At 62.9% G+C, this 12,483-nt stretch carries 8 protein-coding genes and 1 tRNA gene; 3 read left to right on the top strand and 6 right to left on the bottom strand.

Annotation, left to right across the window (positions count from 1 at the left end):
• Positions 1-138 precede the first annotated feature (138 nt).
• Both AC2A1F_RS17745 and AC2A1F_RS17740 read left to right on the top strand, forming a co-directional pair.
• Positions 139-942, top strand: a complete 804-nt coding sequence (locus AC2A1F_RS17745) for an MJ0042-type zinc finger domain-containing protein (RefSeq protein WP_484210109.1) — start codon at positions 139-141, stop codon at positions 940-942.
• 120 nt (positions 943-1,062) lie between these two features.
• A tRNA-Leu gene (locus tag AC2A1F_RS17740) sits at positions 1,063-1,149 on the top strand.
• Positions 1,150-1,272: 123 nt separating this feature from the next.
• On the opposite strand, the gene AC2A1F_RS17735 is transcribed toward AC2A1F_RS17740, so the two are convergent.
• Together AC2A1F_RS17735 and AC2A1F_RS17730 are read right to left on the bottom strand one after the other, a co-directional pair.
• Positions 1,273-2,385, bottom strand: a complete 1,113-nt coding sequence (locus AC2A1F_RS17735; protein WP_484210108.1) for a class II histone deacetylase — start codon at positions 2,383-2,385, stop codon at positions 1,273-1,275.
• On the bottom strand, positions 2,382-4,145 hold the full coding sequence (locus AC2A1F_RS17730; RefSeq protein ID WP_484210107.1) for an amidohydrolase: 1,764 nt from the start codon (positions 4,143-4,145) through the stop codon (positions 2,382-2,384). The genes AC2A1F_RS17735 and AC2A1F_RS17730 overlap by 4 nt, the downstream gene beginning before the upstream one ends.
• A 213-nt stretch (positions 4,146-4,358) precedes the next feature.
• Here AC2A1F_RS17730 and AC2A1F_RS17725 point away from each other — a divergent pair, with 213 nt between their 5' ends.
• Positions 4,359-5,369, top strand: coding sequence for an AraC family transcriptional regulator (locus tag AC2A1F_RS17725; RefSeq protein WP_484210106.1), 1,011 nt, complete (start codon positions 4,359-4,361; stop codon positions 5,367-5,369).
• Here AC2A1F_RS17725 and AC2A1F_RS17720 read toward each other — a convergent pair.
• The 4 genes from AC2A1F_RS17720 to AC2A1F_RS17705 all read right to left on the bottom strand — a co-directional run bounded on the left by AC2A1F_RS17720 (position 5,366) and on the right by AC2A1F_RS17705 (position 12,469).
• Entirely contained in the window at positions 5,366-7,045 is a 1,680-nt protein-coding gene (locus AC2A1F_RS17720; protein ID WP_484210105.1) for an amidohydrolase, read from the bottom strand. The genes AC2A1F_RS17725 and AC2A1F_RS17720 overlap by 4 nt on opposite strands.
• Entirely contained in the window at positions 7,045-9,396 is a 2,352-nt protein-coding gene (locus AC2A1F_RS17715; protein WP_484210104.1) for a TonB-dependent receptor, read from the bottom strand. Before AC2A1F_RS17715 ends, AC2A1F_RS17720 begins: the two co-directional genes overlap by 1 nt.
• A 279-nt stretch (positions 9,397-9,675) precedes the next feature.
• Complete coding sequence (locus AC2A1F_RS17710) at positions 9,676-11,136, bottom strand: aldehyde dehydrogenase family protein (RefSeq protein ID WP_484210103.1); 1,461 nt, start codon at positions 11,134-11,136, stop codon at positions 9,676-9,678.
• A gap of 7 nt (positions 11,137-11,143) precedes the next feature.
• Positions 11,144-12,469, bottom strand: coding sequence for a type I glutamate--ammonia ligase (locus tag AC2A1F_RS17705; protein WP_484210102.1), 1,326 nt, complete (start codon positions 12,467-12,469; stop codon positions 11,144-11,146).
• Positions 12,470-12,483 lie beyond the last annotated feature (14 nt).

Below are 12,483 nucleotides of genomic sequence, written 5' to 3'. Positions count from 1 at the left end.
TGTACCTGTTTGCTGCGTGCCGATGATTACGCCAGATGGGCCATACGCGGCAATCCATGTGGAAAAAAGGCCGTTGAAGCGTTTCTTCTACAGCGAAGCTATTGTTACAAAGGGCTTGGGCATGCTTAACCCGCAGCCATGATCATCGCGTGCCCCGCCTGTTCGACGCGCTATGTCGTCCCTGACAATGCCATCGGAGTGGACGGCAGGACCGTGCGTTGCGCACGGTGCCGCCATTCATGGTTTCAGGACGGACCAGCCCTGCCTGAACGCAAACCTGCAGAGGTCGTGGTCGAAGCTGTAGCCGACGCTCCTATCGCTGCTCCGGCCGCAGAGTCTGAGCAGGCATCCCAGCCGGCATTTTCCTCCACACCTGAATTAGCGCCACAAGCCGCACCTGCGCCAGAGCCGGTGATGCCGCCGCCCCTGCCCGAAGCGGCACGCCGCGTATCACCGCCGGTCTATTCCGATGATGATCCTTCGCCATTCGAACACCAGCCGCCGTTCCGCAGGCGGCGCAATCCGGCAAAGATGTGGACCATCGCCGGGATCGCTTTTGCGCTGACCATGGCGGCATTGGGCGGCGCTGCGTGGCAATTCGGGCTGCCGCAATGGCTGCCCGGTGCTGTACAGACCTTTGGCGCGGATCGCCCCGATCTTGTCCTGTCCTTCCCGCCCGAAAAGCAGGACCGCCGCCAGTTGCCCAACGGCACGGAGTATTTCGGCGCCAGCGGCACGGTAACCAACAACGGCAAGGACGTGCGGGCCATCCCGCAGATCCTGATCGTGCTGCGCGATGCGCAGGACAAAGTGGTCAAGACCTGGGAAGTCCCGCCTCCGCAAGACGAACTGGCCCCCGGTGAAAGCGTGACGATCAACGCTGCGGTCACCGATGTGCCAAAGTCTGCCAAAGTGGCCGAAATCGGCTGGAAGCCCGACTGATCAGCCTACTAATACAAAAAAGTCCCGATCCTTGTTGCGCCCCGCAATGTCCTTTGCTAGGGGCGCGCTCCTACCCCACCACGGGGTGCAGGTGACAACCTTTGCACCCCGTCTGATTTTGCGGTCGTGGCGGAATTGGTAGACGCGCAACGTTGAGGTCGTTGTGGGCGAAAGCCCGTGGAAGTTCGAGTCTTCTCGACCGCACCAGATAGTCAGGCAAGCTATCGGGCTTTTGCCTGCGGGCATCCCCCATCATTATGCGTGGAAATGCCGCACGGACGTGCAGGCACCCGGCGCATGGCCGGGCACCCGATGCGCGGTTGAGCCATGTCAGAACCCGAGTGCGGCCACCATTTCATCGATCAGCGTGGCGTGGAACTGCACCACGCGTTCGGAAGGCTGCTGGGCCATGAAAAACTCCAGCTCAGGGTCAGTCACCACGCTGCGCTCCCCCTTCAGCCCTTCGAGCACGGCCAGCCCGCAGAACGGCACATAAGCCTCTGCATATCCCCCTTCGTGGACGATGGCGAGCCGACCTTCGCACAGTTCATCGGCAAGGGTGACCATGCGCTGCGTCATGTCCCGGAACGTGTCCGAATGCAGCAACTGGCGCGCCAGCGGATCAACCGCATTGGCATCCAGACCGCTGGCGACCACGATCAGGTCTGGATCGAACTGGCGCAGCGCCGGGATGACGATGCGGTCCAGCGCGGCCAGATATGTCTCATGGCCGCTTCCGGCGGGCAGCGGGATGTTGAGATTGGCCCCAAGACCCACCCCTTCGCCACGCTCTTCAAAGCCGGAATAGCCCGGCGGGAAACACCGGTCCTGGTGGATTGATACGGTCAGCACATCGGCCCGGTCATAGAAGATCGATTGTGTGCCATTGCCGTGGTGCACGTCCCAATCGACCACAGCTACCTTGCCCAATCCATGGCGCGCCTTGGCAACCTCTATCGCAATCGGGATATTGGCGAGCAGGCAAAAGCCCATCGGTTCATGCGCCAGGCAGTGATGCCCCGCCGGACGGCACAAGGCATAGGCATTGCGCGCGCGGCCTGTCAGCACCGCATCCACCGCTTCAATGGCGAGCCCCGCCGAAAGGCTCGCAATCTCGAACCCGCCCTTGCTGAACGGCGCAAACACGCCGAGTTCGCCGCCGCCAGCATCGCTCAGCCGCTTGAATTCATCGATGTAGCTAGCCGGATGCACCCGCAGCAGATCGTCATGCGTCGCAGGGGCGGCGCTGCGCACCTCCAGCGCGCTGTCGAACCCGGCCGCACGCACCAGATTGAGCAGGCGGCGCTTCGATCCCGGCGTATCTGCGCCATAGCTGCCCGCAGGCGGCTCTACCCAGTCCCCCACTGGCATGAACAGCGCCTGCACCCCGGTGCTGTGCCAGAAAGTGCGCTCGTCGGTTAGGAACAGCGTGGCATCGCTCACTTGGCTTCTCCTTCGGCAGCAAAGACTTTCTCGCCCGCAATGTAGGTGGCCAGCACGCGGGTCTTGTGGATTTCCCCTGCTGCCACGGTCATCGGGTTGCGGTCCACCACGATCATGTCGGCCAGCTTGCCGGGTTCAATCGTGCCGCCCTGATCCAGACGCCCCATTTCTGCAGCGCCATTGCGCGTCAGCACGGCCAGCGCCTGTTCGCGGGTGATCCGCTGCCCCGCGTTGATCGGCTCGCCTGTAGCGCCGGGCACCTGCCGGGTGACCAGTGTTTCAAACGCGATCCAAGGGTTGACCGAAGGCACTACCGGCCAGTCCGAGCCGATCACCACGTTCGCGCCGCTTTCGATCACGTCGCGCACCGGCCAGAGCCGCTTCATCCGCTCCGGCCCCACCGCTGCGGCAATATCGACCGACGTGATCGGTGTCGGCCACCAGATGTAAGGGGAAAGCTCCCACGTGAAGTGCAACTCGCGCCCGCGCGGCACATCGGCCAGATCGATAAAGGTGTTGTGGCCTATTTCATGGTGTTGCCCGGTATAACCATTGGCCTTGCGCGCAGCGGCAATCGCATCAGCGGCTTCGCGCACTGCCCCATCGCCTGCCGCATGGAATTTTACCAGAATGCCCTGCCGGTCAAATTCTTCAAGGGCGGGAAACAGCACGTCTTCGGGGATCAGCTTCAGGCCGGTGTTGCCCGCGGCTCCTTTTGCATCATGCGCATGCGCATCGGCGCTGTGTGCATAAGGCTCGATCATCGCGGCGGTGCGCCCTTCCAGCGGCACGCCATCCAGAAACATCTTTACGCAATCCAGCTTCAGCCGCCCGGTGCTCCACGCCTGCCGCTGCGCGATCAGGCCCTCGCTGTTGCCCGAATTCGGCCCCCACACGATGCAGCCGCGCGCATATTGCTTCAGCCCGCCACTGCGCGCGTAGGCCGAAAGCCCGCCCACCATTTCGCTCCGCACTGCCGCATCGGTAAAGCCGACGATGCCGTAGGACAGCATCTCGTCGGTCGCCACTTTCACCGCGCGTGCCTGATCGTCTTCCGAGACTGATGGCGTGAACTTTTCGATGGCGCGCGATGCCGTTTCGCGCAGCACGCCGGTCGGCTCGCCCTTGGCATCGCGGTCGATCACACCGCCATCGGGGTTTGGCGTACCGCGCCCGATCCCGGCGATTTCCAAAACTTTGGAATTCACCCAAAGGCTATGCAAGCTTTCGTCCCAGAGCATTACGGGGTTGTTCGGAGCAGCCGCGTCCAACAGGCGGCGATGCTGTTCCCCCGGCTTGAACGCCGCCCCCACCCAGCTGCCGCCGCTGATCCATTCGCCGGGCTTGGCCTTTGCCGCACAGGCTTTTACCGCAGCGACAATCTCCTTTGCCCGTGCACCTTGGGCAAAGCGGCAGGAAAGTTTGTCGCGCCCGGCGAAATAGGTGTGCACGTGCATGTCATAGAGGCCCGGCATCAGTGTCCGCCCGCCAAGGTCAATCCGCTGAGCGCCTTCAAGTGGCAGCTTCTCGATCTCTGCCACCGATCCCACCGCCACGATCACGCCCTTGGCCACGGCCACGGCCTGCGCGGTGCCAGTGGGGGTCAGCACCGTACCGTTGACAAAGACCATGTCGGGTCGCGCCGCATCGGGCGCAGTCGCTGCCGCGCTATCGCTCTGCGCCATGGCCGGGACTGAGGCCAGCGCAACAGCGCAGACCGCCACGTGGGAAAGAATGGAGAGGGCGGCTGGTCGGATCATGGCGATGGCTCCTGTGGCCAGCATTGGGCGCTGGATGGCGGCGCGATCCCTTGACCGCGCCCACGGCGGATTAGGCCAAACGCACTGGTCAGCAGGCTTGGCCAAACCGGCCAATCTCCTAATTTGGCATTGAAACCATAAAGCAATTCGCCAAACGTTGCAGCCTATGGCCTGCACGCTGCGTTCCTCTGCGCACTGGCGCGTTTTTGCGGCATGACCGGGCCGACGATCTCGGTCGTCGTCATGCGTCACATCGCCCATTGTCTTGATCTTGCAGGTTATCCGCCCGAACCTTTGCTGGCCGAATTCGGTATCCGGCGCGAATGCCTCGATGATAGCCGGGCAATCATGCCGCTGGCTGATTATCTGGCGTTTTTCGAAGCGGCGGCGCAGCGCGCGGGCAACCCCTGTTTTGGCCTTCAGGCCGGAAGGCTGGGCGGGGCAGACAGTTTGGGTGCATTGGGCTTCCTGTTCTTCAGCGCGCCCACCTTGCGCGCGGCGCTGACGGGTTTTGATACCTATCTTGGCGCGATTCAGGAGGCGGTGCGCAATCGCTTTACCGTGGCGGCCGGGATTGCCACTTTCGAATATGCGCTGACCGATCAGGCGCTGCAGAACCGGCGGCAGGATGCCGAATTCTCTCTCGCGCTGATGCACAATTTGTGTCGCAGCTTTGTCGGGCCGGAGTTTGAACTGGTCGAAGTGCGGTTTGAACATTCTCGCCAAGGCAATCCGCGCCTGCACCGTGATCTGTTCCGGTGCGAGGTCTATTTTGATCAGGAAACCAATTCGTTCTCGTTCGAGGAATCGTTCCTGTCGCGCACCGGTGGTGCGATTGATCCGGGCCTGTTCCCGATCATCGAGGAGCATTTGAAGCGCAGCGCCGGGGATGCGCTGCGCAGGCATGGCCTGAACCGCGAAGTGCGCCGGTTGCTGGATCGCAGCGCGCTGGACGAGGCTGTCACGCTGGAAAGCGTGGCCATGTCACTGGGCGTATCGGTCGCCACACTCAACCGCGCGCTGCGAACAGATGGCCTGCGCTGGCGCGATTTGGTGCATGATCGGCGAATGACGGCCGCCGCCCGCCTGCTGCGCCAAAGCCAGCGTGATGTTGCCGAAATTGCGCTCGCCGTAGGTTTTGCCGAAAGCGCCAGCTTTGTGCGCAGCTTTGCCCGGCATTACGGGCAAACGCCCAAGCGCTATCGGGATGCGAAGGTGGATTAGGGCTGCTGGTCCCCATGGTACACACGCTCGCCACCGATCCACGTTTCCAGGACTTTCGTGGCATGGACTTGTGTGATCGGCACCGCAAACGGGTTGTGATCAAGCACCAGGAAATCGGCCAGTTTGCCGGTTTCGAGTGATCCGGCCTTGTCCGCAATGCCCATCCGCCGGGCCGCGTTGAGGCTGAACATCGCGACTGCCTGTTTCAGCGTGACCGCCTGCGCCGCGCCGAATGTGCGCGCCCCGCCGCCAGAATTGCGCCGGGTCACCGCCGTTTCGATCCCGATCCACGGGTTGGGGGAGGGCACCACCGCCCAGTCCGATCCGGCAATCACCAGCGCGCCTGCGTCAAAGCCGTCGCGGATTGGCCATACGCGGTCGATCCTCGGTGTGCCCACAGCGCTGGTGATGTCATCGTTGATCGGCTGCGGATCCCACAGATAGGGGGAATATTCCACCGCCGCATTCAGCGCCTTGAAACGCGGCAGATCAGCCGGGTCAACGAAGGTCGAATGGCCAACCTGATGCATCGGCCCGCCCATGCCATTGGCCTTGCGCGCAGCCTGCACGGCATCGAGCGAGGCGCGCACTGCGCGGTCGCCGGCGGCGTGGAACAGCACGGTAATGCCCTGCCGGTCCCAATCGGCCACGTTGCGCGCCATGGCTTCGGGTTCAAACAGCAGCAGGCCCTTGGCGGGCGCATTGGGCTGGCCGCCATGATAATCGTCGATCATCGCGCCGGTGTGGCTTTCCGTGGGCACGCCATCGGCAAAGACCTTGATGCAATCGGCGTTGAAAGTGGCGCGCGCAAAGCTCTTGCGATCCGCCACTGTGGCATCAAATGCCGGATTGGCCCGGCCCGCTTCGGAAAAGGCGATGCAGGCCTGCACTCGCTGTTTCAGCACGCCCCGGTCCGCCAGCGTGGCATAGACTTCAAGATCGGGTCGAAACGCCATCGCTTCCACAAAGCCGACCACGCCGAATCCCGCCAGCATGCGCAAGTGGCTCGCCAATTGCCGCTCGGTCTCGGCCATGCTTTGCGGCGGTATCTTGCTGGTCACCAGCCGCCCTGCCGTCTCGCGCAGCACGCCTGTGGGCTTGCCCTCCGCGTCGCGCTCGATGATCCCGCCTTCGGGATTGGGCGTGTCTGCGCCGATCCCCGCCAGCGCCAGCGCGCGCGAATTGGCCCATACGCTGTGCCCGCTGACATCGAACAGCATCACCGGATTGTCGGGAGATATGGCATCGAGCGTCGCCGCAGTGATCGGCGTGCCTTTCAGCAGCGATGCCTGCCACTGTCCACCGCTCACCCATTCGCCGGGCTTTGCGGCCTTCACGCAGGCGCTGACCAGTTCGAGCAGGCGGGCCGCCCCTGCATCCTGCGGAATGCGGCAGCGGCCTTCCTCGCCCTTGGCCTGCAGCACCGGGTGCACGTGCATGTCATACAGCCCCGGCATCACCGTGCGGCCTTTAAGATCCACCACGCGCTGCGCCTTCACCTTGCGCCCGATGGCCACGATCCGCCCATCGCGCACGGCGAGCGACGTGCGCCAGCCTTGCGGCGTATAGACCTTGGCGTTGGTAAACAGCACGTCCGCCGGGGGAGCAGATGCCACCCCGGCGGCGGGCAGGGCTGCGGCGAAGACTGTCGCCAGCAAAGCCGCAGCTTTACGCATCAGAACGTATACCCAGCCGTCAGGCCAAAGGTGCGCGGCCGGATCACGTGCGAGCGATAGATCGTCGCCCCGCCATTGTCGCGCGAACGGCGTCCCTGCCACACCGCGCTGCCCAGGATGTTGTTGACGAAGACCGAAACATCCACCCCGTTGAAGCGATAACCGGCACGCGCCGACCACTGGTTCAGCGCAGGCGGATTGGTCAGCGTCGGGTCAGCGCCGCCATTGCGCGGATCGATGCCCGGCGTCAGGTCGTTCTGCTGCGAGCGGTAATCGTAATCGCTGCGGATATAGCCAGTGTTCTCGCCCAGCGGGATATCATACTGGCCATGCAGCGAAATCGTCCACGGCGGGGACAGCACACGGTTGCCTGCGGTCACCAGCGGCACCACCGCAGAAGGCCCGCCGGTGAACGTCTGCAGGAACTTGGCGTTGGTATAGCCGATTTCGGCCTGCACGCTGAACTGGTCGGTGATCTTGGCATCGAACTGCAAATCAAAGCCACGGCTGCGCGCCTTGCCCAGATTGCCGGTGAACTGAAACCCGCAGGAATTGAGCGCCACGGCCTGCTGGATGTCGGTCCAGTCGATCTGGTAAACGCTGCCTTGCACTCCGACGCGCCCGCCCGCCATGCGGGTCTTCACGCCCACCTCATAGCTCCAGACCGAGTCCGAATTGTAGAGCGTTGGCCGTCCGTTGGGATAGCCGATCGCGCCAAGCTCACCGCCGCAGGGCAGGCCGACTTGGGGGTTATAGCCGCCGGGGCGGAAACCCTTGGCCACCGAGGCATAGACCAGCGTGCGCGGATCGATCTGGAAATCGATGCCGAACTTGGGCGTGAACGGGCTTTCCTTCTGCCCGCCGATATCGGTCACCGGCGGCCCGACCACCGGCCCTTGCGCAAACGAATTGATCGAAAACTCGGTGCGGCCATAGCGCAGGCCCAGCGTCAGCGTCACCCGGTCCACCGGCTTGAAGCCCACCTGGCCGAACACCGCATATTGCCGGTCCTTTGAACTGGTCGCCTGATCATAGATCAGCCTGCCATCAACCAGCGGCGGTAGAACGCCCACAAGGAACGGCGCATACTGGTAGAAGGCCCGGTCTTCGACCTGCTGGATCGAAACCTGCTGCGCATCCTGAAAGAAGCCGCCGACCACCCAGGTAAAGGCGCTGTCGGTCGCCGTCGATTGCAGGCGCAGTTCGCCGGTCCAGTTCTTCTGCGTGTTAATGAAGTCCGACGGCGCGGCCTGATCGGCGAAAATCGGCAGGGTGATGCCGGTGAACAAGCTCTGGTTGAAGTTCGTATAGTCCGAACGGAACGTCTGCCGCCGGTCGAAATACGATCCGATGGCAATCAGATCGGCCCCGCCCAGCGCATATTTGATGTTCAGCGATGGCAGGACAAACCGGTCATTGCCGTTTTCGCGCACACGGTTGCCGTTAAGGAACACGCCATTGTCATAGTCCGAGAACATCGCGTTGGGCGATGCCGGGTCACGCTGGATATTGTCCCAGCTTTCCGGGCTGTCGTTGTTCTTGATGCGCTGATAGACGACCGAGGGTGTGATCGTCAGGTCCGGCGTTGGCGTCCACGCCACGGCCACGCGGCCTACGAGCGAATCGATGCGGTTGGCGTTCTTGTCGATTACCTGTTTGTCTTCAAACCGGACCCGATCAATCCAGCCGCCATCGCGCCGGTAATACGCGCTGGCCCGCACCGCCAGCGTATCGGCCACGAGCGGTACGCCAATGGCCCCGCCCATTTCATAGCTCATCCCGCCGCCTTCGGTCGTCGCTACTTCCGAACGGAAGCGGCCCGATGTCTTGGAGGCATCGGGCTGCGGCGTCAGAAAGCGGATCGTGCCGCCCTGCGATCCTGCGCCAAACAGCGTGCCCTGCGGCCCGCGCAGCACTTCGATGCGCTCCAGATCGAAGATCACCGGATAGACGTTGCCGCCCGAATAGCCCAGCGCGCGCACCTGAATCGGCGTATCGTCGATATAGATGCCGGTGGTCGATGCCCCGACCGAGGAATTGATGCCGCGGATGGCGATGTTGGTGGTGGTATTGGTCTGCTCAAACACGATGCCCGGCGTCTGGCGGATCACATCGGCAAAATCGCGCACGCCCCGCTTGTCGAGCGTTTCGGTGCTGAACGCGCTCACGCTGATCGGCACTTTGCTCAACACTTCGTTCTTGCGGGTGGCCGTCACCACGATCTCGCCGCTCTGGTCGGCGTCTTCGGCAGACTGCGGCGCTGCGGTTTCCTGCGCGAGGGCGGGCATCGCTGCCAGCATTGCGATCAAAGCGCTGCCTCCTGACAGGGCGCCGAGAATATGCTTGCTCATGATTTTTTCTCCCCTTCGGTCGCAGCTTGTCGCTGACCAAGCCGTAAACCACTGATGAGAGGCTATAACGGACGGGGAATTTCCAATTGATCGTAAGTGGCAAATCTCGCCTTGATTGACATTTCAGGCACATCGTCAGGCCGAACCCGCAATCTTGGCCAGATTTGCCAAGAACGCTTGCGATTGCTGACAATCTGCAAGCCGCAGTCACGCAAAAACCCCTCCTTCACGCCTGCGCGCGAAGGAGGGGCAAGCAGCTTTGCCAGCGAAGACGGTGCGTCAGCTGACGCTGCCCTCCAGAATTTGCAGCGTCTTCAGATCGGAATGGAAATCCAGCGCATAATCTCCGCCCTCGCGGCCAATGCCCGATATGCCGATCCCGCCAAACGGCGCGGTCAGATCGCGCACCAGGAATGTGTTGACCCACACCGTTCCGCCGCGCACCGCCCGGCCCACGCGCTCTGCCCGCTCGGCATTGCCGGTATAGACCATGCCCGAAAGACCGAATGCGGTGGAATTGGCCAGCGCCACGCCTTGCGCTTCATCGCGGAAAGTCTGGAACGTCAGCACTGGGCCGAACACTTCGTTCTGCACAACTTCGCTGTCGTTGCTTTTCGGCAGGATCAGCGTCGGCTCGATCCAGTTCGCGCCGTCCTTCCACCGCCTCCCGCCACGCACGATAGTATCGCCTGCCGCCCGCGCGCGGTTGATGAAGCCCAACACGCGCTCAGCATGGACGGGATGGATCAGCGCCGACATTGTGGTCGCGCCATCGCGGCTGTCGCCCATCACGTGCGCATCGGTATAGGCATGGAACTTCTTGAGAAACTCCTCGCGCACGCTTTCTTCCACGATGATCCGGGTGCCAGCCATGCACACTTGCCCGCTATCATCATATTGCCCAGCCGCCTTCTTGGCCGCCGCATCGATATCGGCATCGGCAAACACCAGCAGCGGCGATTTACCGCCCAGTTCGGCGGTGAACGGCACGATGTTTTCCGCCGCCGCCTTGCCGATCACGCGCGCGGTGGGCACGCTGCCGGTAAAGCTGATGCGCTTGATGCGCGGGTCGGATGTCAGCGCATTGCCCAGTTCCGCGCCCAAGCCCTGCACGATGTTGAAAACGCCTGCCGGAAAGCCCGCTTCGTCGATCAGGTCCGCCAGCAGCGAAGCCGATAGTGGGGACCAGTCAGCCGGTTTCAGGATCACCGTATTTCCCGCCGCCAGCGCAGGCGCGCACTTCCAGGTGGAAAGCATGAACGGCGCATTCCACGGCGTGATGATCAGCGCCGGGCCTGCGGGCATGCGGATCACCCGATTGGCCGTACCGCGCGATGACCACACCCGCTCCTGATGCTCGCTGGCAAGATCGGCATAGTTGCGGAAATTGGCCGCCCCGCGCAAAATCACGCGCAGACGCAGGCTTTCCAGCAGCATGCCCATGTCGAGGCATTCGATCATCGCCAGCTTTTCGACATTGGCCTCAATCAGATCGGCCAGCCGGTGCAGAAAGGCCCCGCGTTCGGCGGCGCTCAGCGCGGCCCAAGCCGGAAAGGCATCGGTTGCGGCTTGGGCGGCTTGCGCCGCCGTCGTCACAGTCCCGCGCGAAATGTCGGCCAGCTTCCACGACCAGTCGAACGGGCAGCGCGTCTCGAACGTATAGGGCGATGGCACCCGCCTGCCGCCGATGAAGTGATCGGGCGAGATGGAAATGCCGGCAATGTCAATGCGTTCGCGCATGGGGGCCTCAGATATAGGGGAGGTAATAGGCAAGGCCTTCCGCCTCGCTCTTTTCGCCAACGATGCGCACTTCCTCGCGCTTGATAGCGATGAAATTGGCAATCATTTCCGCGCCAACAGCTTGTGTCAGCACCACATCGGCCTCCAGCGCATCCAACGCGTCTGAAAGGCTGTGCGGGGTGTGGCGATCGGTGTTGATCGTCTCCAGCCCGTCGTTCAGTTCGGGCTGAGGCAGATCGTAGCCATGCTCAAGGCCTAGCAATGCTGCTTGCAGCATCGCCGCCATCGCAAAATATGGGCTTGCCGCACAATCAGCCATGCGGTGCTCGATCCGCGCTGCCGGCCCGATCTCTGCCGAAACGCGCACAGTGACCGACCGGTGATCGATCCCCCAGTTCGCCCAGTATCCCGAAAGGCTGGCAGGCTGCAGCCGGGCATAGCTGTTGGTCGTGGGTGCCATGATCGCAGACAGGGCTTCGTGATGGCGGATCAGCCCCGCAATGCAGCCGCGCATTTCGGGCGAAAGCGTGCCGCTCGCCACATCGTTGGCAAACACATTGCTGCCATCGTCGCGCGTAAAACTCAGGTTGAAATGCAGCCCGCTGCCGCTCTTGTCGGCAAAGGGTTTGGGCAGGAACGACAGCAAGTAGCCGCGCTTGTATAGCACTTCGCGCGCCATCTGGCGGAACAGGAAGGCATCGTCCGCCGCCTTCATCGCATCGGCATAGCGCAGTGTCAGTTCAAACTGTGGTGCATCGAATTCGGCATTCATCGATTCCACCGGAATGTCGCAAGCCTGCGCCGTGGCCCAGATCTCGTCAATCAGTCCGGCCGGATCGGAGAACGGCCCGGTGCCATAAACGAAAGCGCCCGGTGTATCGTAAGGCACCCATTGGCCATCTGTATCTCGCTGGAAGATGTAGGCTTCCATCTCGATGCCCACCATCGGCTCCAGCCCTCGCGCGCGCCAGCCATCAATCGCACGTTGCAGCGCGCTGCGCCCGCACAGCACAAAGGGTTCACCCTTGAACCGCAAGGCCCCCAGCGCAATCTGCGTGCCCGCATCCCACGAAGGGCGCATGGCCTTGGGATCGAAGGTCACCTCCATATCGGGCAACCCGTCCAGCATCCCGCCGCCGGGCGCGGCCACCAGCGCCTTGTCATAAGTCACGGCAAAAGTGCCCACGCACATCCGGGTGTGTCCGCGCGCCGCGTCTGCCATCGGCACATATTTGCCGCGCGCCAGATTCAGCTGGTCGGCAAACAGCACCCGGCAGCGGTCCTGCACGGGGGCTTTCACACGCGGGGCGTCGATTTTCGGCATGGTGGTCATGGTTCTCCCCAGGT

The sequence above is a fragment of the Novosphingobium sp. HNCC26BN242 genome (assembly GCF_057180525.1).
This window is presented reverse-complemented; position numbering and strand designations above follow the sequence as displayed.

Bases quoted from the DNA above. Each gene is read 5' to 3' on its own strand.
- AC2A1F_RS17745 (WP_484210109.1), top strand. From the start codon at position 139: ATGATCATCGCGTGCCCCGCCTGTTCGACGCGCTATGTCGTCCCTGAC.
- AC2A1F_RS17730 (WP_484210107.1), bottom strand. From the start codon at position 4,145: ATGATCCGACCAGCCGCCCTCTCCATTCTTTCCCACGTGGCGGTCTGC.
- AC2A1F_RS17725 (WP_484210106.1), top strand. From the start codon at position 4,359: ATGACCGGGCCGACGATCTCGGTCGTCGTCATGCGTCACATCGCCCAT.
- AC2A1F_RS17720 (WP_484210105.1), bottom strand. From the start codon at position 7,045: ATGCGTAAAGCTGCGGCTTTGCTGGCGACAGTCTTCGCCGCAGCCCTG.
- AC2A1F_RS17715 (WP_484210104.1), bottom strand. From the start codon at position 9,396: ATGAGCAAGCATATTCTCGGCGCCCTGTCAGGAGGCAGCGCTTTGATC.
- AC2A1F_RS17710 (WP_484210103.1), bottom strand. From the start codon at position 11,136: ATGCGCGAACGCATTGACATTGCCGGCATTTCCATCTCGCCCGATCAC.
- AC2A1F_RS17705 (WP_484210102.1), bottom strand. From the start codon at position 12,469: ATGACCACCATGCCGAAAATCGACGCCCCGCGTGTGAAAGCCCCCGTG.